At 69.2% G+C, this 20,476-nt stretch carries 18 protein-coding genes; 11 read left to right on the forward strand and 7 right to left on the reverse strand.

From position 1 onward, the window contains the following. Positions 1 to 61: 61 nt before the first annotated feature. Entirely contained in the window at positions 62 to 1,510 is a 1,449-nt protein-coding gene (locus LCHO_RS10530) for a S41 family peptidase (protein ID WP_012347128.1), read from the reverse strand. Positions 1,511 to 1,683: 173 nt separating this feature from the next. Continuing rightward, a complete protein-coding gene (locus LCHO_RS10535; RefSeq protein ID WP_012347129.1) occupies positions 1,684 to 2,754 on the reverse strand; it encodes an ABC transporter ATP-binding protein in 1,071 nt (356 codons plus the stop codon). 89 nt (positions 2,755 to 2,843) lie between these two features. Between LCHO_RS10535 and LCHO_RS10540 the strand changes: the two genes are divergently transcribed. The 7 genes from LCHO_RS10540 (at position 2,844) to LCHO_RS10570 (ending at position 9,379) form a co-directional block, all read left to right on the forward strand. Beyond that, a complete protein-coding gene (locus LCHO_RS10540) occupies positions 2,844 to 4,475 on the forward strand; it encodes an ABC transporter permease (protein WP_012347130.1) in 1,632 nt (543 codons plus the stop codon). Between the two features lie 304 nt (positions 4,476 to 4,779). After that, positions 4,780 to 6,300 (forward strand): acetaldehyde dehydrogenase ExaC, encoded by a 1,521-nt coding sequence (exaC, locus tag LCHO_RS10545; protein ID WP_012347131.1) that lies wholly within the window; start codon positions 4,780 to 4,782, stop codon positions 6,298 to 6,300. Positions 6,301 to 6,416: 116 nt separating this feature from the next. Continuing rightward, a complete protein-coding gene (locus LCHO_RS10550; protein WP_012347132.1) occupies positions 6,417 to 6,785 on the forward strand; it encodes a DUF779 domain-containing protein in 369 nt (122 codons plus the stop codon). Between the two features lie 49 nt (positions 6,786 to 6,834). Further along, positions 6,835 to 7,683 carry an NADPH-dependent 7-cyano-7-deazaguanine reductase QueF gene (gene queF, locus LCHO_RS10555; RefSeq protein ID WP_012347133.1) on the forward strand — a complete coding sequence of 283 codons (849 nt, stop codon included), beginning with the start codon at positions 6,835 to 6,837 and terminating at the stop codon, positions 7,681 to 7,683. 41 nt (positions 7,684 to 7,724) lie between these two features. Next, positions 7,725 to 8,084, forward strand: coding sequence for an ArsC family reductase (locus LCHO_RS10560; RefSeq protein WP_012347134.1), 360 nt, complete (start codon positions 7,725 to 7,727; stop codon positions 8,082 to 8,084). Positions 8,085 to 8,243: 159 nt separating this feature from the next. Further along, positions 8,244 to 8,606: a roadblock/LC7 domain-containing protein gene (locus tag LCHO_RS10565; protein ID WP_012347135.1), complete on the forward strand. Its 363-nt coding sequence runs from the start codon at positions 8,244 to 8,246 to the stop codon at positions 8,604 to 8,606. Then, positions 8,606 to 9,379 carry a phosphate/phosphite/phosphonate ABC transporter substrate-binding protein gene (locus LCHO_RS10570; RefSeq protein ID WP_012347136.1) on the forward strand — a complete coding sequence of 258 codons (774 nt, stop codon included), beginning with the start codon at positions 8,606 to 8,608 and terminating at the stop codon, positions 9,377 to 9,379. The genes LCHO_RS10565 and LCHO_RS10570 overlap by 1 nt, the downstream gene beginning before the upstream one ends. Before the next feature lie 20 nt (positions 9,380 to 9,399). Here LCHO_RS10570 and LCHO_RS10575 read toward each other — a convergent pair whose 3' ends face one another. Beyond that, complete coding sequence (locus LCHO_RS10575; protein WP_043705144.1) at positions 9,400 to 10,533, reverse strand: DNA alkylation repair protein; 1,134 nt, start codon at positions 10,531 to 10,533, stop codon at positions 9,400 to 9,402. Between the two features lie 106 nt (positions 10,534 to 10,639). Between LCHO_RS10575 and LCHO_RS10580 the strand changes: the two genes are divergently transcribed. From LCHO_RS10580 to LCHO_RS10600, 4 genes are all read left to right on the forward strand, one after another. Beyond that, on the forward strand, positions 10,640 to 12,556 hold the full coding sequence (locus LCHO_RS10580) for a PhoX family protein (protein WP_012347138.1): 1,917 nt from the start codon (positions 10,640 to 10,642) through the stop codon (positions 12,554 to 12,556). Positions 12,557 to 12,654: 98 nt separating this feature from the next. Continuing rightward, positions 12,655 to 13,638: a PIN domain-containing protein gene (locus LCHO_RS22110; protein WP_012347139.1), complete on the forward strand. Its 984-nt coding sequence runs from the start codon at positions 12,655 to 12,657 to the stop codon at positions 13,636 to 13,638. A gap of 31 nt (positions 13,639 to 13,669) precedes the next feature. Next, entirely contained in the window at positions 13,670 to 14,377 is a 708-nt protein-coding gene (locus LCHO_RS10595) for a riboflavin synthase (protein WP_012347140.1), read from the forward strand. A 16-nt stretch (positions 14,378 to 14,393) separates the two neighbouring features. Beyond that, a complete protein-coding gene (locus LCHO_RS10600) occupies positions 14,394 to 14,945 on the forward strand; it encodes a DUF1415 domain-containing protein (protein WP_012347141.1) in 552 nt (183 codons plus the stop codon). Between the two features lie 82 nt (positions 14,946 to 15,027). Here the strand turns inward: LCHO_RS10600 and LCHO_RS10605 are convergent, their stop codons facing one another. The 4 genes from LCHO_RS10605 to LCHO_RS10620 are packed head-to-tail and all read right to left on the reverse strand — an operon-like array spanning position 15,028 to position 20,475. Further along, positions 15,028 to 15,948, reverse strand: a complete 921-nt coding sequence (locus LCHO_RS10605; protein WP_012347142.1) for a hydroxymethylglutaryl-CoA lyase — start codon at positions 15,946 to 15,948, stop codon at positions 15,028 to 15,030. A 22-nt stretch (positions 15,949 to 15,970) separates the two neighbouring features. After that, positions 15,971 to 18,049: an acetyl/propionyl/methylcrotonyl-CoA carboxylase subunit alpha gene (locus LCHO_RS10610; RefSeq protein WP_012347143.1), complete on the reverse strand. Its 2,079-nt coding sequence runs from the start codon at positions 18,047 to 18,049 to the stop codon at positions 15,971 to 15,973. A gap of 12 nt (positions 18,050 to 18,061) precedes the next feature. After that, a complete protein-coding gene (locus LCHO_RS10615; protein ID WP_012347144.1) occupies positions 18,062 to 18,850 on the reverse strand; it encodes an enoyl-CoA hydratase/isomerase family protein in 789 nt (262 codons plus the stop codon). A gap of 2 nt (positions 18,851 to 18,852) precedes the next feature. Then, positions 18,853 to 20,475, reverse strand: coding sequence for a carboxyl transferase domain-containing protein (locus LCHO_RS10620; RefSeq protein ID WP_012347145.1), 1,623 nt, complete (start codon positions 20,473 to 20,475; stop codon positions 18,853 to 18,855). Position 20,476: the final 1 nt, after the last annotated feature.

Consider the following 20,476-nt stretch of genomic DNA (forward strand, 5'->3'; position numbering starts at 1 on the left):
CCCGAAACAGCGCGGGGGCCCGAAGGCCCCCGCGTCAGGATCCGGACCTGCCAGCCGGGTGTCAGTTGCTCTTGGGCTCTTCGGCCTTGCGTTCGGACTGCGTCTGGCTGGCGAGTACCGGCTTGCCCTTCAAGCGGTTGAGCGCTTGCTGCAACTGGAAGTCTTCAGCGGTACCGAACTCGGGCAGCCGCGCCGGCGCCTTGTCCCTGTTCTTGCCGTTTTCCTCTTCGAGCTTCTTGAGCGCCTCTTCACGCGCCTTCTCGCGAGCGGCGTCCTTCTTGCCGCTCTCGCCACCTCCGGTCAGGTGGCGATCGAGGTCGGCCTCACGCATGCGCAGGGCGGCGAACGGGCTGCCCTCGGCGGTCTCGTCGACCAGCACGTCCGGCACGATGCCCTTGGCCTGGATCGACTGACCCGACGGCGTGTAGTAGCGCGCGGTGGTGATCTTCAACGACGTGTTGGGCATCGGCAGGCGGGTCATCTCGCTCTGCACCGAGCCCTTGCCGAAGGTCTGCGAACCCATGATGACGGCGCGCTTGTGATCCTTCAGCGCGCCGGCGACGATCTCGCTCGCCGAGGCCGAACCTTCGTTGACGAGCACCACCACCGGCACCGTCTTGATCAGCGCCGGCACGCCCGCCAGCACGTCGCTGCCGTCGCGCGAGTAGTACGCCGGCGCCGCCTTCAGGGTGCTGCGCGATTCGGCGATCTGGCCGTTGGTCGACACCACCACCGCGTCACGCGGCAGGAAGGCCGCCGAGATGCCCACCGCGCTGTCGAGCAGGCCGCCCGGGTCGTTGCGCAGATCCAGCACCAGGCCCTTCAGGCCGGGCTCCTGCTTGAAGATGTCCTTGAGCTGCTCGGCAAAATCGCGCAGCGTCGGCTCCTGGAACTGGCTGACGCGGATCCACGCATAACCCGGCTCGACCACCTTGGAGCGCACGCTCTTGGTCTTGATCTCCTCGCGCACGATGGTCACCGGGAAGGTCCGGTTCTCGGCCTTGCGGAAGATCATCAGCATGACCTTGGAATTGCTGGGCCCGCGCATGCGCTTGATCGCCTGATCCATCGTCAGGCCCTTGACCGCGGTGTCGTCGATGCGCGTGATCAGGTCGCCGGTCTGGATGCCGGCACGGAAAGCTGGTGAACCCTCGATCGGGGAGACCACCTTCACCAGCCCGTCGTCCATCTCGATCTGGATACCCACGCCGGTGAACTTGCCGCTGATGCCTTCGTGGAATTCCTTGAAAGCCTGGCCTTCGAAATAGACGGAGTGCGGATCGAGCCCCGAAACCATGCCGCCGATGGCGTCGCGGATGAGTTTCTTTTCATCCACGGGCTCGACATACGAGCGTTTCACCAGGTCGAACACAGCCGCGAGCTGCTGCATGTCCTCGATGGGCAGCGGCGACATCGCGCTGCGAGCGGTCGCCTGCAACTGCATCGTCGTGAGGGCCCCGGCCACCGCGCCAGCTGCCACCCAACCCGCCACTTTCCACTTGCTGCTCATGTCGATTCACCTTCGGGAACACCAGACGTTGCCCCATGGCCACGCGCCGGAAGTATAGGACGGCCGACATCTCCCGGATGCCTTGCGGGGCGCCCGCGTGCCGCCGTTTCACCCCGTGACAAGGGGTATCTCGAACCCGCGCACCGCGCTCGATATCGGCGCGAAAACCGGCTTCAGGCCACCAGCCGCGGGAACGTCACCACGTGATCCATCTCGGCGCGCACGCCGATCCACTCGCCGATCGCGTGGTCGTGATGCGATGGCACATGGGCCAGAACCTGCTCGCCGCTGGCGAGTTTCAGGGTGTAGAGAAACTCCGAGCCGCGGAACGCCTTGGCCTGGATCTGTGCCCGCACCGGGCTGTCGTCGTCGTGCACGATGTCGTCGGCGCGCAGCAGCACCTCGCACAAGCCGTCGTTGCCCGGCAGCGGGCATTCGATCGGGTCCGACAGCAGGCCCAGCGGCGTGCGCACCTGCGGGCCGTCGGCGCCGACCACCAGTTCGGCCTGGGCGAACACGCCGTGCCCGACAAAGCTCGCCACGAACCGCGTCGCCGGCCGGTGGTAGAGCGCGTAGGCCTCGTCCCACTGTTCGAGCTGGCCGTGGTTCATCACGCCGATCACGTCGGCCACGGCAAAGGCCTCGAGCTGGTCGTGGGTGACGAACAGGGCCGTCGTGCCGGTCTGCTTCAGGATCGCGCGCACCTCCTGCGCCAGGCGCTCGCGCAGGTCGATGTCGAGGCTCGAGAACGGCTCGTCCATCAGCAGCAGGCTGGGCTGCGGCGCCAGCGCCCGCGCCAGCGCGATGCGCTGCTGCTGACCGCCCGAGAGCTGATGCGGATAACGCTTGGCCGCCCCGCCCAGGCCGACCAGGTCGAGCATCTGCGCCACGCGCTCGCGCTGCGCCGCAGCCGACTGGCCGTGCAGGCCGAAGGCGATGTTCTGCGCCACCGTCATGTGCGGGAACAGCGCGTAGTCCTGGAACACCATGCCGATGCGGCGCGCCTCGGCGTCGACGTGCACGCCCAGCGCGGCATCGCTGACTGTGCGCTGATCCAGCACCACCTTGCCGGACTTCAGCCGCTCCAGCCCGGCCACCGCGCGCAGCAGCGAGGTCTTGCCGCAGCCCGATGGGCCGATCAACGCGCCGACCTGGCCGCGCCGCAAGCCCAGCGAGACATGCTGGACCGCCGGGCGGGCCGCTGCGGCGTACTGGACACTGATCTGGTCGAGATGCAGGTACATCGTGTGGCGCAAACGCTGAAGACGGTTGAAAAACCGCTCTATCATAACGGTCAATTGGCAATGCAAATCATTCTCGATCAACGCCTGACATGTCCACTGTGCCCGCCACGCGGCTGAACCACGCGCTCGGTCTGCTCTGCCTGTTGCTGGCGTTGCCGGTGCTGAGCCTGGCGTCGGCCTGGTTCAGCCTCGACGCGGATGCGCTCGATCTGCTTCGGCACCAGTTCTCGACCGTGTTGCCCGCTTACGCCAGCAGCTCGCTGCAACTGGCGGTGGCCGTCGGCCTGGGCGTGGCGCTGGTCGGCGCCGGCACGGCGGCGGCGGTCACGCTGTTCGATTTCCCGGGCCGGCGCGCCCTCGAGCTGGCGCTGCTGCTGCCGCTGGCGATGCCGGCCTACGTGCTGGCCTACGTCTACACCGACACCCTGCAATCGAGCGGACCGCTGCAAGCCTGGCTGCGCATGCGCACCGGCGCCACCGGCGCGCTCTGGCCTGACGTGCGCAACCTGGCGGGCGCGGTGGTGCTGTTCGTGCTGGCGCTCTATCCCTACGTCTACCTGCTGACCCGCACCGCGCTGGCCGGACGCGGCTCGGCGCTGCTCGAAGCCGCCCGCCTGCTCGGCGCCGGCATGACGCGGCGCGTGCGCGAGGTGGCGCTGCCGCTGGCACGCCCGGCGATCGCCGCCGGAGTCTCGCTGGCGCTGATGGAAACGCTGGCCGACTACGGTGTCGGCGCCTACTTCGGCCTGCAGACCTTCACCACCGGCATCTACAAGGCCTGGCTGTCGTTCGGCGACCGCATCGCCGCCGCGCAGCTGGCGACCGTGCTGCTGGTGGTGGTGGCGCTGCTGGTGTGGCTCGAACACCATGCGCAAGCCCGGCTGCGATTCGCCTCCAGCCGCCCGGCCGGCCGTGGCGCCGACGCCCAGCCGCTGCGCCTGAAGGGCCCGGCGGCGCTGACCGCCATGCTGCTGTGCAGCCTGCCGGTGCTGCTCGGTTTCGTGCTGCCGGTGCTGCTGCTGCTGCGCCTGGTGCTCGAGGAACACCTGCACGGCGAGTTCGGCCTGCCGTGGGATCGTTTCCTGACCTGGTCCTGGGCCAGCCTGCGACTCGCCGGCGGCGCTGCGCTGCTGGCCGCGCTGTTCGCGCTGGTGCTGGCGTTTGCCGTGCGGCTGCGGCCGAGCTGGCCGCTGCGGGTGGGCATCCGCGTGGTGTCGCTCGGTTACGCCGTGCCGGGCGCGGTGATCGCCATCGGCCTGCTGCTGCCGGCCGGCTGGCTGCAGCAGCGCTGGCCCGACAGCAACTGGGGCACGCTGCTGACCAGCACCTCGTTCGGCCTGATCTATGCGTACCTGGTGCGCTTCTCCGCAGTGGCGCTGCAGTCGGTGCAGGCCGGTTATGCCCGCCTCTCGCCCAGCCTGGACGAAAGTTCGCGCATGCTCGGCGCCGGCCCGGCGCGCATGTTCTGGCAGGTGCACGGCCCGCTGCTGCTGCCGTCGGTGCTGGGGGCGGCGCTGCTGGTGTTCGTGGACGTCATGAAGGAGCTGCCCGCCACGCTGGTGCTGCGCCCCTTCAACAGCGACACCCTGGCGGTGGTGGCCTACCAGCTGGCCCGCGACGAGCGACTGGCCGAGGCCGCCCTGCCCTCGCTGGCGATCGTGCTGGTCGGGCTGATCCCGGTGCTGATGCTGGCGCGGGCGATCCGGCGCGCCGCCGACTGAATCACGTCGTCTCCGGCCCGGCCTGCAGGCCCGCTGGCTATGCAAACCGATTCAAAAGGGCCGACCCGCCCCCGCGATCACGGCGGTACACCCGCTGTGCCAGACGATTGTGACGCTGTGACCGGGCAACTGCTCCACATCGCCACAGGCATCGAGACAGCCGGTGCGCCGCGGGTCAATCCGGACTGTTTCTCATAGGTGAAACGCGCGGTTTTGGCGCCAAAACACGCGCGGGCCCAAGCTGGCACGAGCGATGCGTTAGAGGTGCTGTCCAGACCCTCTCAACCCGCAGGAGACACACCCCATGCTGTACGCATTGCCCGGCGCCGCTGGCGCGAAACTCGCCTACAAGACCCGCTACGACAACTTCATCAACGGCAAGTTCGTCGCGCCGGTCGAAGGCCAGTACTTCGACGTCATCACCCCGATCACCGGCCTGCCGTACACCCAGGCCGCCCGCTCGACCGCCGCCGACATCGAGCTCGCCCTCGACGCCGCCCACGCCGCCAAGGCCGGCTGGGCCGCCACCTCGATCACCGAGCGCGCCAACATCCTGCTCAAGATCGCCGACCGCATCGACGCCAACCTCGAGGTGCTGGCCTATGCCGAAACCGTCGACAACGGCAAGGCGATCCGCGAGACGCTCAACGCCGACATCCCGCTGTCGTCGGACCACTTCCGCTACTTCGCCGGCTGCCTGCGTGCGCAGGAAGGTTCGCTGTCCGAAATCGACGGCAACACCATCGCCTACCACTACCACGAGCCGCTCGGCGTGGTCGGCCAGATCATCCCCTGGAACTTCCCGATCCTGATGGCGGCCTGGAAGCTGGCCCCCGCACTCGGCGCCGGCAACTGCGTGGTGCTCAAGCCCGCCGAATCGACCCCGATCAGCATCCTGGTGCTGGTCGAGCTGATCGCCGACCTGCTGCCCCCGGGCGTGCTGAATGTGGTCAACGGTTTCGGCCGCGAAGCCGGCATGCCGCTGGCCACCAGCAAGCGCATCAACAAGATCGCCTTCACCGGCTCCACCGCCACCGGCCGCGTGATCGCACAAGCCGCTGCCACCAACCTGATCCCGGCCACGCTGGAACTGGGCGGCAAGAGCCCCAACATCTTCTTCGAGGACATCGCCTCGGCTGACGATGCGTTCTTCGACAAGGCCGTCGAAGGCCTGGTGCTGTTCGCGTTCAACCAGGGCGAAGTCTGCACCTGCCCGAGCCGCGCGCTGATCCAGGAATCGATCTACGACAAGTTCATGGACCGCGCCCTTAAGCGCGTCGCCGCGATCAAGCAAGGCAGCCCGCTCGACACCGATTCGATGATGGGTGCGCAGGCCTCGGCGATGCAGATGGACAAGATCCTGTCCTACCTCGAAGTGGGCAAGCAGGAAGGCGCGCAAGTGCTCATCGGCGGCGGCAAGGCCGAGATGAGCGGCGACCTGGCCGGCGGCTACTACATCCAGCCGACCCTGTTCAAGGGCAACAACAACATGCGCGTGTTCCGCGAAGAGATCTTCGGCCCGGTGCTGGCCGTGACCACCTTCAAGGACGAAGCCGAAGCCCTGGCCATCGCCAACGACACGCCTTACGGCCTGGGCGCGGGCGTGTGGAGCCGTGACGGCAGCCGCGCCTACCGCATGGGCCGGGCCATCCAGGCCGGCCGCGTCTGGACCAACTGCTACCACGCCTACCCGGCCGGTGCGGCGTTCGGCGGCTACAAGGAATCGGGCATCGGCCGCGAGACCCACAAGTCCATGCTCGACCACTACCAGCAGACCAAGAACCTGCTCGTGAGCTACAACCCGAACGCGCTGGGCTTCTTCTGATCCTGGCCGCTGCTTCCGCCCACGGGCGGACGGCGGATCCGATCGCTTGACGGGGCGGCCATGTGCCGCCCCTTTTCACGTCTGCCACGAACACGTCCGCACGAAAGGACATCGCCATGATCGAACGCGTCATCGCCACCGAGGCGGCCTGCGCACTGATCGAGCGCCTGCGCCAGCAGCACGGCAAGATCTTCTTCTACCAGTCCCACGGCTGCTGCGAGGGCAGCGTGCCGATGTGCTTCGCCGAAGGCGAGATGGGCCTCAACAGCGAGGACGTGCAGCTCGGCGCGATCGGCGGCGTGCCCTTCTACGCCAGCCGCGGCCAGAGCGACTACCTGCAGGGCCTGCAGCTCACCATCGACGTGGTGCCGGGTGACGGCGGCACCTTCTCGCTCGAAGAAGGCTCGGGCCAGCACTTCGTCGCCCGCCTGCGGCTGTGGACCGACGACGAGGCCCGCGCGCTGCAGGCCCAGCAGGCCGGCTGACAGCGGCCCGACGGCGCTAGGATGGCGGTCGAATCCGCCCCCATCCGTCATGAGCCAGCTGCCCGATCCCAACCCGAACGCCGACGCCTCGCCCCTGGGCCGCGCGTCGAGCTACCGCGACACCTACGACGCGAGCCTGCTCTATCCGATGTCGCGCCAGCCCAAGCGCGACGAGATCGGCCTGAGCGGCGAGCTGCCCTTCATGGGCTGCGACCTCTGGACCGCCTACGAGCTGTCGTGGCTGACGCCGCGCGGCAAGCCGCAGGTCGCCTTGCTCAACCTCACGGTGCCGTGCGAATCGCCGGCCATCGTCGAGAGCAAGTCGTTCAAGCTCTACCTCAACAGCTTCAACATGAGCCGCTACGAGTCGAGCGACGCGGTGCGCGAGCTGCTGGTGGGCGACCTGAGCGCTGCCTTCGGCGTGCGGGTGGGCGTGAAGCTGGTGCCGCCCGAACTCTTCGATGCCCAGCCCATCCACGAGCTGTCGGGCCGCAACCTCGACCGGCTCGACATCGAGTGCGACCGGTACACGCCCGCCCCCGAGCTGCTGAGCGCCAACCACGACGAGCTGCCGGTCGAGGAGACGCTGACCTCCCACCTGCTCAAGAGCAACTGCCTCGTCACCGGCCAGCCCGACTGGGGCAGCGTGCAGATCAGCTACAGCGGCGCGCAGATCGACGAGGCCGGGCTGCTGCGCTACCTGGTGAGCTTTCGCCAGCACAACGAGTTCCACGAGCAGTGCGTCGAGCGCATCTACATGGACATCTGGCAGCGCTGCCGGCCGACCACGCTGCAGGTCTACGCCCGCTACACGCGCCGTGGCGGGCTCGACATCAACCCCTGGCGCACCAGCCACCCGGCCGCGCCGCCGGTCAACGTGCGCACCGCGCGCCAGTGACGCCGCCCCGATCCCATACAAACGAGACCCAGGAGGACCGCGTGATCACGCTGCATGGCATCCCGAACTGCACCACCGTCAAGAAGGCCCGCGCCTGGCTCGAGGAACACGGCCGGCCCTACGCCTTCCACGATTTCAAGAAGCAGGGTGTGCCCGAGGCCGCGCTCGACCAGTGGATCGCCACGCTCGGCTGGGAGCCGCTGGTCAACCGCAGCGGCACCACCTGGCGCGGGCTCGACGACGCCGCCAAGGCCGCCGTCACCGACGCGGCCAGCGCCCGTGCCCTGATGCTGGCCCACCCCAGCGTGATCAAGCGCCCGATCGTGCAGTGGGGCCAGGCGGCCCGCCAGCGCCTGACCGTGGGTTACAGCGACACGCTGTTTTCATCCCAGTTCGACTGAACGGGCGGCGGGCGCGCCTGGCACGCGAGCGCCCAGGGCGGGAATAGTTGACCCCTGCACCCCCTGATTCACGGGGATCGAGCCGGCCGCTGCGCTCAGCCGGCACACCGGCGATCGATAACATCAGCCGCATCTTATTTTCATTTCGAGAATGCAAGCATGCGCGCTGAACTGCTGAATTCCATCCTGAGCGAGCTCAACGGCTCCACCGCCGACATCGAGGCCTCGGCCGTGCTGTCCAACGACGGCCTGATGATGGCCTCGCTGCTGCCCGCGGGCATGGATGAAGACCGCGTCGGCGCGATGAGCGCGGCCATGCTGTCGCTCGGTGACCGCACCTCGCGCGAACTCGCGCGGGGCGAGCTCGAGCAGGTGCTGGTCAAGGGCGGCAAGGGCTACGTGCTGATGACGCACGCCGGCGGCGACGCCGTGCTGACCGCGCTGTGCAAGCCCAACGCCCGCCTGGGCCTGATCTTCCTGGACGTCAAGCGCGCCGCCGACTCGATCAGCAAGGTGATCTGATGCTGACGGCGCCGTCCACACCCGGCGACGCGAGCAAGGCTGCGACGCGCTATCGCCTCTCGGTCTGCCCGCACGACACGGCCAAGAACCTGGCCGGCTGGTTCGTGCTCAACACCTACCTGCAGCGCAAGCTCGGCATCGCGATGCGCTTCGAGCCGGCCGACAACTTCAACATCGAGCGCGAGCAGGTGCTGGCAGGGGGCTACCACCTGGTCTACGCCAACCCGTTCAGCGCACTGCAGTTCCATCGCCAGCGCGGCTTCGTGCCGCTGGCACGGCCGGTGGCGCTGTTCGACGAGACCCTGCTGATCGCGTCGGCCGGCAAGCTCCTGCCGGCCGACGGGCCGCTGAAGATCGCGTCGGCGACCGAAAAGCTGATCGTGCACTTCCTCGGCCTGACGCTGCTCGATCAGCTGGGGATTGATCTGTCGCGCGCCAGCTACCAGTTCGTCGGCAACCACCTCAAGGCCGCGCATGCGGTGCTGAACGGCCAGGCCGACGCCGCCTTCGTCTTCAACGAGACCTGGAACGGCATGGCCGCCAAGTCACGCGCCGAACTGCAGGTGCTGGCCCAGACCGAGAGCCGGCAAGCGAGCCACTGCTTCTGCGTCGGCCCCGAACTGGCCGACCGGGCCGACGAGATCCGCGCGGTGCTCTGCGACATGCAGACCGATCCGGCCGGCCTGCGCATCCTCGAAGACCTGAATTTCAAAGGCTTCGAGGCGATCGACGTGGCCGCGGTCGAGCAGCTCGCGCAACTGGTCGTCAGCTGAGCCGACCGGCATCGGCCGGGTCAATCGACACCCAGCTCGAACCCCGCTTCGGCCACCACCCGTCCGTTGACCTGCGCCTGCACGCGATGCCAACCCGCGTGATAGGTGCGGGTGGTGATCGGCGTCACCTTGTGGCGGCGGCTGAGCAGCCGCTGCTCGCCCGCCGCCAGTTGCACGCGCCAGCCTTTGAAGACCTTGGGCGACGTGCTGCCGCCGGCCTTGACGTGGTGCACCACGTAGTCGACCACCAGCGCCTGCGCGGCGGCTGCGGTCGAACGCAGCGTCAGGCTCAGCTCGACGGCTTCGCCCAGCCGGATGCGCGCCGGCCCGATGCGCAGCGCCGCCTGGCCGTGCAGTTCGGCGCCCAGGCCCCAGGCCGTCAGCACCGCGGCGTCACCCTGCTTGATCAGCGTGCGGCTGGCGTGGCGCAGCAGCGCCCGGCGGTTGTCGGACGCATCGGGCAGATGGCGCTGCAGCCACTCGGCCACGCGCGCGGGATGATCCTTGGCGATGTCGTTGAGATGATTGGCGACCGAGCGGCGCACGTAGGCGCTGGGGTCGTCCTGCAGCGCGGCCAGCAGCGCAAGCGTCGGGCTCGGGTCGGCGATCAGCGGCTTGAGCTGCAGGCCCCACGGCAGGCGCGGGCGGCTGCCCTCGCTGACCAGTCGGCGCACATGTGCGCTCGGGTCGTGCACCCAGCGCGCCAGGGTCTCGAACGTCAGCTGCGGATGCGCCAGGATGAACGGCCGGATCGCGAACTCGGCGCTGAAACGCTGTGTCATCGCGTGCAGCGCCTGCAGCCCGCGCGCGGGATCGGCCAGGCCGTGGCGGGCGATGAACTCGCCCATCGGCCACAGCGCCCAGCCGGCCAGGCCCTGATCGCCGGTCCGCAGCCCGCTCAGATCGTCGCCCTGCCCCGGCGGCCCGAGCGCATTCACCAGCGCCTGCGACGCCAGGCTGAAATCGGCCGGCAGCGCCTGCTCGAGCGCGTCGGCCAGCTGCATCGCGCGGGCCTTGAATTCGAGGCCGTCGAGATCGGGCAAGGCGCGCGCGACGAAGGCGTCGTGATCAAAATGCGCGCTGACCCGCCCGAGGTGCTGCGCCATCGCCGCGACGGTGGCGGGGTTGATCAGGTTCTTGAATGCGTCAGCCATGACCGGCATTGTCGCCATGCACAGGCTCGCGCACTGTCATGCGGCGGTCACACGGCGCTGCCATCGTGCGCGCTTCTACAGAATCGATCCGCGACGGAGCACACGAATGTCCAAAGACTTTTCGACCATGGAAGACAGCAACCGCTCGGCCAACCGGAGCATCCACGAGGTCTCCGAACCGAGCCGCCGCGTGGTGCTGCGCGGTGGCCTGGGCGCGCTGCTGGGCGGCACGCTCGCGCCGCTCGGCCTGGCCGGTTGCGCCACGCTCGGCGCCAGCAGTGGCGGCCCGCTGCTGGGCTTCAAGAGCGTGCCGGTGTCGACCGCCGACACCATCACCGTTCCGCCCGGCTACGTGGCGCAGGTGATCGCCGCCTGGGGCGAGCCGGTCGGCATCGAAGGCCGCATGCCGGCGTTCAAGTTCGACGGCAGCAACACCTTCGCCGAGCAGGAAGCCCAGCTCGGCATGCACCACGACGGCATCCACTTCTATGCCCAGGATGGCGCCAAGCGCGGCCTGCTGGTGATGAACCACGAATACGTCGACGACGGCCTGCTGCACACCAAGGGCACCGGCGTCTGGACCGCCAACAAGGTCAAGAAGTCGCAGGCCGCGCACGGCGTGTCGGTGATCGAGGTCGAACTCAAGGACGGCCGCTGGCAGCAGGTGCTGCCCTCGAAGTTCGCCCGCCGCATCACCGCCACCACGCCGATGACGCTGGCCGGCCCGGCCGCCGGCCATGCCCTGACGAAGACCGCCGCCGACCCGAGCGGCACGAAGGTGCTGGGCACCTTCAACAACTGCGGCAGCGGCATGACCCCGTGGGGCACCTACCTGACCTGCGAAGAGAACTTCATCAACTATTTCAACGGACCGGCCTCGCCGGATGCCCACGGCAAGCGCTGGGGCCTGAAGAAGGTCGACGACACGCTCTACCGCTGGCACGAGTTCGACGAGCGTTTCGACGCCGTCAAGAACCCCAACGAGCCGAACCGCCACGGCTGGGTGGTCGAGATCGACCCGGCCAAGCCCGGCTCGACCCCGGTCAAGCGCACTGCGCTCGGCCGGGCCGCGCATGAAGGCGCGACCGTCGCCGTCACCAAGGACCAGCGCGCCGTGGTCTATATGGGCGAGGACGCCCGCTTCGAATACATCTACAAGTTCGTCAGCCGCGACGCCATCAAGGCCGGCGGCGCGGCCGCCAACGCCACGCTGCTCGACCACGGCACGCTCTACGTCGCCCGTTTCGACGCCGAAGGCAAGGGCACCTGGCTGCCGCTGGTGCATGGCCAAGGCCCGCTGACGGCGGCCAACGGCTTTGCCGACCAGGGCGAGGTGCTGATCAAGAGCCGCCAGGCCAGCGATGCACTGCGCGCCACCAAGATGGACCGCCCGGAGTGGACCGCGGTCGACCCCAAGACCCGCAAGGTCTACTGCACGCTGACCAACAACAGCAACCGCGGCCGCGACAAGCAGCCCGCCACCGACGCCGCCAACCCGCGTGCCAACAACACGATGGGCAACATCATCGAGTGGCTCGACGACGGCGACTACAGCGGCACCACCTTCACCTGGAAGCACTTCGTGCTGGCCGGCGACCCGGCGCTCGAGCGCGCCGACGCCCGCGGCAACATCAAGGGCGACGCCTTCAGCTGCCCGGACGGCCTGTGGGTGGACGGCCGCGGCGTGATGTGGATCCAGACCGACATGTCGACCTCGGCGATGGGCAAAGGCGACCTGGTCAACATGGGCAACAACCAGATGCTGGCGGCCGACCCGGCCAGCGGCGAGATCCGCCGCTTCCTGACCGGCCCGCGCGGCTGCGAGATCACCGGCGCCACCATGACGCCCGACAGCACCACGATGTTCATCAACGTGCAGCACCCGGGTGAAAGCCCGAGCGAGCGCAGCGATCCGGACGCGCCGGGCAAGATCTCCAACTGGCCCGATCACAAGCAGGGCGGCCGCCCGCGTTCTGCCACGGTGGTGATCCGCAAGCTCGACGGTGGCGTGATCGGCAGCTGAGTCACAGCGCCCGCGGGTGTCGACGCGGGCGGAAATCGCCGATGATCCGGGTCCCGCGCGCAGGCAATCCCGCCTGCGCGCAGCTGCCTGGAGCCCACATGACCCTCACCTGCATCCTCGTCGACATGGAGAACGTGCAGCTGCGGGTGCCCGACCTGTCGGCGCTCGAACGCGGCCGGCACCAGCTCAAGATCTTCCACGGCCCGAGCCAGAACAAGCTCACCATCGAGATGGTGCGGGCGCTGCAGCCGCTGGGTGACGCGGTCGAGTACATCCAGTGCGAGAAGGCCGGGCCGAACGCGCTCGACTTCCACCTCGCCTTCCACCTCGGCCGCCTGACCGCCGCCCAGCCGGACGCGCGCTACCTGATCGTCTCGCGCGACAAGGGCTTCGCCCAGCTGGTGGCGCACGCCAACAAGCTCGGTGGCCGGGTCGAACAGCACGCCAGCCTGCCGGCAGACATCGTCGGCTCGGCCGCGACGCCGGCACCGGTCAGCGCCGCCGGCAAGGCGCGCACCACCCGCTCGACGCGCGCGACGGCAACTGAGTCGGCACCGACGCCCGCGCCGGCTCGAAAGGCTGCCGCCACGAAAACCGCCGCCAAGACGGCTGCGCGCAAGGCACCCGCCAAGAAGACGGCCGCAGCAAAGACGGTGACCGCACCCGCCGCAAGCCCGGCACCTGCTGTCGCGCCAGCCGCCAAGAAGGTGCCAGCCAAAAAGGCGGCCGCGAAACAGGCTCCGGCCCGGAAAGCCGGCGCCAGGGCCGACACGTCGCCGGCCATCCTGCCGCCCGCCGCACCGGCTCGCAGCGCTGGCACGGCACCGGACCCAGCCGCCGCGCCAGCCGCCAAACCCACCCGCGACATCGCCACCGCAACCGACCGCGCCAAGGCGATCGCCACGCTGCAAAAGCTCGGTGCCAAGCGCCCGGTGACGCAGCGCGCGCTGCTGCGCCACCTGCAGTCGCACCTCGGCCACGACCTGAGCGACGGCGCGGTGCAGGCGCTGGTCGACGCCCTGGTGGCTGCGGGCGTGGTGGCGCTGGCGCAAGGCAAGCTCACCTACCATCTTGGCGCCTGACCTTCCTGACCCTTTCGAGCGAGAGACCTCCATGTTCACCGGCATCGTCCAAGCCGTCGCCACCGTCGTGGCCATCACCGACCGCCCCGGCCTGCGCAGCTTCACGCTCGAATTCCCGCCGGGCTTCATCGACGGCCAGGAGATCGGCGCCAGCGTCGCCTGCGACGGCGTCTGCCTGACCGTCACCGCCCACCACGGCGGCCAGCGCGCCGATTTCGACGTCATGCAGCAGAGCCTGATGCTCACCACACTGGGCACGCTCGAGGTCGGCAGCCGCATCAACGTCGAACGCGCCGCGCGCGACGGCGTCGAGATCGGCGGCCACCCGATCTCGGGTCACGTCGACTTCCAGGCCCACGTGGCCGAAGTGCGCCAGCCCGAGAACAACCACGTGCTGCGCATCGCCGTGCCGCAACCGTGGATGCGCTACGTCTTCCCGAAGGGCTACATCGCCATCAACGGCGCCAGCCTGACCGTGGCCGAGGCCGACCGCAAGGCGGGTTGGTTCGAGGTCTGGCTGATCCCAGAAACCCTGCGCCAGACCACCTTCGGTGCCAAGGACGCGGGCAGCGCGCTCAACATCGAGATCGAACGCGGCACCCAGGTGATGGTCGACACCGTGCGCGACACGCTCGAAGAACGCCTGGGCCCGCTGCTGCCCGCGCTCGAAGCGCTGCTGCGCGAACGTGGCCTGGACGTGACCGCGCTCGGCGGCACGCCCGCCCTGCTCCAACCTTGAGACTGTGGATCACCCCATGAGCCAGACCCCGAACGAAGCCGACGTCATCGCCGCCACCCGCACCTGGCTGGAGCGCGCGGTGATCGGCCTGAACCTCTGCCCCTTCGCCAAGGCGGTGCACGTCAAGGAGCAGATCCGCTACGTGGTGAGCGCGGCCACCACGCCCGAAGAACTGCTCGCCGACCTGGTCCGCGAACTCGAAGTGCTGGCCGAAGCCAGCGCCGACAAGATCGACACCACGCTGCTGATCCACCCGCAGGTGCTGGGCGATTTCCTCGACTACAACGACTTCCTCGACCTGGCCGACGGCGCGCTCGAAGAGCTGCAGCTCGACGGCATCCTGCAGATCGCCAGCTTCCACCCCGACTACCAGTTCGACGGCACCGCGTTCGACGACGTCGGCAACTTCAGCAACCGCTCGCCCTACCCCACGCTGCACCTGCTGCGCGAGGACAGCATCGAGCAGGCGGTGGCGGCCTTCCCGGATGCGGCCGACATCTACGAGCGCAACATCGAGACGCTGAACAAGCTGGGTGTGGCGGGCTGGAAGAAGCTGTTCGAGGCTTGAAGGCGGTCCCTGCGGCTCGGTCGCGCTGATTCGTGGGCGCCGGCACTCATCCGCGCCACGTTCGGGGACTGAATCCGGTCGATCAGCTTGCTGGCGCCGACCGCCTGGCCAGCAGCGCCCGCGCCACCCGCGAGCCGTTCGGCTGGCCGAGCACCGCGCGGATCGCCGCCCCGGCGTCGATCAGCGCATCCAGATCGATGCCGGTGTCGATGCCCAGGCCCTGCAGCAGGTAGACCACGTCCTCGGTCGCGACGTTGCCGGTCGCGCCCTTGGCGTAGGGGCAGCCGCCCAGGCCGCTGACGCTGGTGTCGAAGGTGTGGATGCCCAGCTCCAGGCTGGCGTAGACGTTGGCCAGCGCCATGCCGTAGGTGTCGTGGAAATGACCGCTGACCTCGTCGATCGGGAAGTGCCGCAGCGCGGCTTCGAGCGCCGCCTGCACCCGGCGCGGCGTGCCCACGCCGATGGTGTCGGCCACGCCGACGTGCTGCACGCCGATGCCGGACATCAGCCGGGCGACCAGCTCGACCCGTTCGGGCGCGATGTCGCCTTCGTACGGGCAACCGACCGCGCACGAGATCGCCGCGCGCACCTTGACGCCCGCCGCACGCGCGGCCTGCACCACCGGCGCAAAACGTTCGATGGATTCGGCGATCGAGCAGTTGATGTTGCGCTGGCTGAAAGCCTCGCTGGCGGCGCCGAAGACGACGATCTCGTCGGGCCGCGTCGCCACCGCCGCCTCCCAGCCCTTGAGGTTGGGCGTCAGCACCGAATAGCGCACGCCCGGCTGGCGCGTGATGCCGGCCATGACCTCGGCGTTGTCGGCCATCTGCGGCACCCATTTCGGGCTGACGAAGCTGGTGACCTCGATTTCTCGAAGGCCGGCGCCCTGCAGCGCGTGGACGAGCGCGATCTTGTGGGCGGCGGCTACCGGCTGTTTTTCGTTCTGCAGACCGTCGCGCGGGCCGACTTCGACCAGCGTGACGCGTGAGGGCAATGGGCTCATGACGTGATCCTTTGGAGAGGTTTCACTGCTCGGCCAGGCGCAGCAGCTCGGCGCCATCGCCGACCTGATCGCCCACCGCGTACAGCAGTTCGGCGACGACGCCGTCGCGCGGCGCGGCCAGCGTGTGCTCCATCTTCATCGCCTCCATCACCGCCAGCGGCTGGCCCTGCTTGACGACGTCGCCCGCCTTGGCCATCAGCGCCACCACCTTGCCGGGCATCGGCGCGGTCAGACGGCCGCCCACCGCGGCTTCACCCGCGTGGGCGATCGGGTCGAACTCCTGCAGCTCCAGCAGGCCGTCGGCGCCGAACACCGTGACGCGCTCGCCCTGCATGTAGACGCTCAGGCGATGGCGCTCGCCGTCGAGCGTGATGTCGTGGTGGCCGTCGCCGAGCGCTCGCGCATCGAACACGCAGTTCGCGCCGCTGACGCCCAGGCGCAGCGCGCCGTCGTGCAGCCGTTCGAGCGTGGCGACGTGGTGTTCGCGCGCCACCAGCAGATCGAAACGCCGCCGCGCCCCGCCGTGGATGCGCCAGCCGTCGCGCCGCGACCAGGGGTCGGCCGTCTCCAGCGCCGCCTCGCTCTGCAGCGCATGCGCGGCCACGCCGGCCGCGGCCACCGCCAGCAGCAGGCCGGGCTGGTCGAACAGCACGGCGCGTTCGCGCTCGATCAGCGCGGTGTCGAGGTCGGCGCTCGCAAACGCCTCGCTGTTGACCACCCGGCGCAGGAAGGCGACGTTGGTGTTCAAGCCGACGATGTGGGTGTCGCGCAGCGCCGCATCGAGTCGCGCCAGGGCCTGGGCGCGGTCCTCGCCCCAGACGATCAGCTTGGCGACCATCGAGTCGTAATACGGGCTGATCGCGTCACCCTCGCGCACGCCGGCGTCAACCCGCACAAAGATGTCAGCCCCCGCCTCCGGGGTACCGGAGTCGCCCCTCGAGGGGGCGCGGCCCGCCTTGAGGCGGCTCGGCGCCGGGCCGCCTGCGCGCTGAAAAGCCACGTGCGCCGGCCAGCGCAGCACGTCGAGCGTGCCGGTGGCGGGCAGGAAGTTGGCGTCGGGGTTCTCGGCGCAGATGCGCGCCTCGATCGCGTGGCCGCGGATCTTGAGATCGGCCTGCGCGGCCGGCAGCGGCTCGCCCGAAGCCACGCGCAGTTGCCACTCGACCAGGTCGAAGCCGGTGATCGCCTCGGTCACCGGGTGCTCCACCTGCAGCCGCGTGTTCATCTCCATGAAATAGAAGCGCAGATCGCCGTCGTCGGTCGGTTCGGCGATGAACTCGACCGTGCCCGCGCCGACGTAGCCGACCGCCTTGGCCGCCGCGACCGCCGCCGCGCCCATCTCGGCCCGGCGCTCCGCGCTCATGCCCGGCGCGGGCGCTTCTTCGAGCACCTTCTGGTGGCGGCGCTGCACCGAGCAGTCCCGCTCGAACAGGTAGACGCAGTTGCCCTGGGTGTCGCCGAAGACCTGGATCTCGATGTGGCGCGGCCGGGTCACGTAACGCTCGACCAGCACGTGATCGTTGCCGAAGCTGGCCGACGCCTCGCGCTGGCACGAGGCCAGCGAGGCCAGAAAATCCTCGGCCCGGTCGACTCGCCGCATGCCACGCCCGCCGCCACCCGCGCTGGCCTTGATCAGCACCGGAAAGCCGATGCGCTCGGCTTGCGCCAGTAGGAACTCGGGCTCGTTGTTGTCGCCGTGATAACCCGGCACCAGCGGCACGCCGGCCTGCTCCATCAGCGACTTGGCGGCGGACTTGCTGCCCATCGCCGCGATCGCCGCCACCGGCGGGCCGATGAAGACCAGGCCGGCATCGGCGCAGGCGCGCGCGAAGTCCTCGTTTTCGCTCAGGAAACCGTAGCCCGGGTGCACCGCCTGCGCACCGGTCGCCTTGGCGGCGTCGAGGATGCGCTGCCATTGCAGGTAGCTGTCTTTCGCTGCGGATGCGCCGATGTGCACCGCCTCGTCGCAGGTCATCACATGCTGCGCGCGGGCGTCGGCATCGGAGTAGACGGCGACGGTCTGCACGCCCAGGCGGCGCGCGGTGGTGGCCACGCGGCAGGCGATTTCGCCGCGGTTGGCGATCAGGATCTTCTTGAACATGTGTTTGTCTCCTCAGACCAGCCAACTTGGCGAGCGTTTTTGCAGGAAGGCGGACACGCCCTCCTTGCCTTCGGCGCTGCAGCGGATGTCGGCGATGCGGCGCGCGGTGTCGTCGCGCAGCTCGGCGGTGATCGGGCGGGCGGCCACGTCCTGCACCAGCTGCTTGCAGGCCTTGACGGCAGCCGGGCCGTTGGCGACGAGTGAGGTGACGAGCGCCTGCACCCGTTCGTCGATCTGATCGGGTGCGCACAGCTCGTGCACGAAACCGAGCCGATGCGCCTCGGTGGCGCTGAAGCGTTCGGCCGTCAGGAAATAGCGTTGCGAGGCGCGCTCGCCCAGCGCCTTGACCACGTACGGCCCGATCGTGGCGGGCAGCAGGCCGAGCTTGGCTTCGCTCAGGCAGAAGCTCGCCGCCTCGCTGGCCACCAGCACGTCGCAGACAGCGGCCAGGCCGACGCCGCCGGCATAACAGTCGCCATGCACGCGGCCGATCACGGGCACCGGACAGCTGTGGATCGCCCACAGCATGTCGGCCAGCGCCTGCGCGTCGGCGCGGTTGCGCTCCCAGCTGTAGTCGGCCATGGCGCGCATCCAGTTCAGGTCGGCGCCGGCGCAGAAAGCCTTGCCGTGGCCGCCGAGCACGATCACGCGCAGGTCGGGGTCGGCGGCCAGGGAGCCGAACGTGGCGGTCAGCTCGGCGATCACGTCGTCGTTGAAGGCGTTGCGAACGTCGGGGCGGTTGAGCCAGACCTCGGCCACATGGGGCGAGGGGCGGCGCAGGTCGAGGGTGGAGGCACTCATGGTCACATCCGGAAGACGCCGAACTTGGCGTCCGGGATCGGCGCGTTCAGGCTCGCCGACAGGCCGAGTGCCAGCACGCGACGGGTGTCGGTCGGGTCGATCACGCCGTCGTCCCACAGGCGCGCGCTGGCGAAATACGGGTGGCCCTGCACCTCGTACTGCTTGAGGATCGGCGCCTTGAAGGCCGCTTCCTCGTCGGCGCTCCAGGCGCCGCCCTTGGCCTCGATGCCGTCGCGCTTGACGGTGGCCAGCACGCTGGCGGCCTGCTCGCCGCCCATCACCGAGATGCGCGCGTTCGGCCACATCCACAGGAAACGCGGGCTGTAGGCGCGGCCGCACATGCCGTAGTTGCCCGCGCCGAACGAGCCGCCGATGATGACGGTGAACTTGGGCACGTTGGCGCAGGCCACCGCCGTGACCATCTTGGCGCCGGCGCGCGCGATGCCTTCGTTCTCGTACTTGCGCCCGACCATGAAGCCGGTGATGTTCTGCAGGAAGACGAGTGGCACCTTGCGCTGGCAGCACAGCTCGATGAAGTGCGCGCCCTTGTTGGCGCTCTCGGAGAACAGGATGCCGTTGTTGGCGACGATGCCCACCGGCATGCCTTCGATGTGCGCGAAGCCGCACACCAGCGTGGCGCCGTAGCGGGCCTTGAACTCGTCGAACTCGCTGCCATCGACGATGCGGGCAATGATCTCGCGCACGTCGAAGGGCTTGCGGGTGTCGGTCGGGATCACCGACAGCAGCTCCTGCGGGTCGTACTTGGGCACGCGCGGTTCGGCCATGCGCAGCGGCACGTCCTTGCGCCAGTTCAGGTTCGCGACCGCCTGACGCGCCAGAGCCAGCGCGTGCAGGTCGTTTTCAGCCAAGTGATCGGCCACGCCCGACAACCGCGTGTGCACGTCGCCGCCGCCCAGGTCTTCGGCCGTCACCACCTCGCCGGTGGCGGCTTTGACCAGCGGCGGGCCGCCCAGAAAGATCGTGCCCTGGTTCTTGACGATGATGGTTTCGTCGCTCATCGCCGGCACGTAGGCGCCGCCGGCCGTGCACGAACCCATCACGACGGCCACCTGCGGGATGCCGGCGGCGCTCATGTTGGCCTGGTTGAAGAAGATGCGGCCGAAGTGGTCGCGGTCCGGGAAGACCTCGTCCTGGTTGGGCAGGTTGGCGCCGCCCGAGTCGACCAGGTAGATGCACGGCAGGCGGTTCTGCTGCGCGATCTCCTGCGCGCGCAGGTGTTTCTTGACGGTCAGCGGGTAGTAGGTGCCGCCCTTGACGGTGGCGTCGTTGCAGACGATCAGGCACTCGACCCCGGAGATGCGGCCGATGCCGGCGACCATGCCGGCGCAGGGTGCCGCGTCGCTGCCGTCCTTTTCGGGGTACATGCCGAGCGCGGCGAGCGGCGCGATCTCGAGGAACGGCGTGTCCGGGTCGAGCAGCATCTCGACACGCTCGCGCGGCAGCAGCTTGCCGCGCGCCAGGTGCTTGGCGCGCGCGGCCTCGCCGCCGCCTTCGGCGATCTTCGCCAGCTTGGCGTTCAGGTCGTCGACCAGCGCGCGCATCGCGGCGGCGCTGGCAAGTGAGTCGGCCGAACGCGGGTTGAGCTTGGAGGTGATGACGGGCATG

This window comes from Leptothrix cholodnii SP-6, from assembly GCF_000019785.1.
In the GTDB taxonomy this organism is placed as follows: Bacteria; Pseudomonadota; Gammaproteobacteria; order Burkholderiales; family Burkholderiaceae_C; genus Sphaerotilus; species Sphaerotilus cholodnii.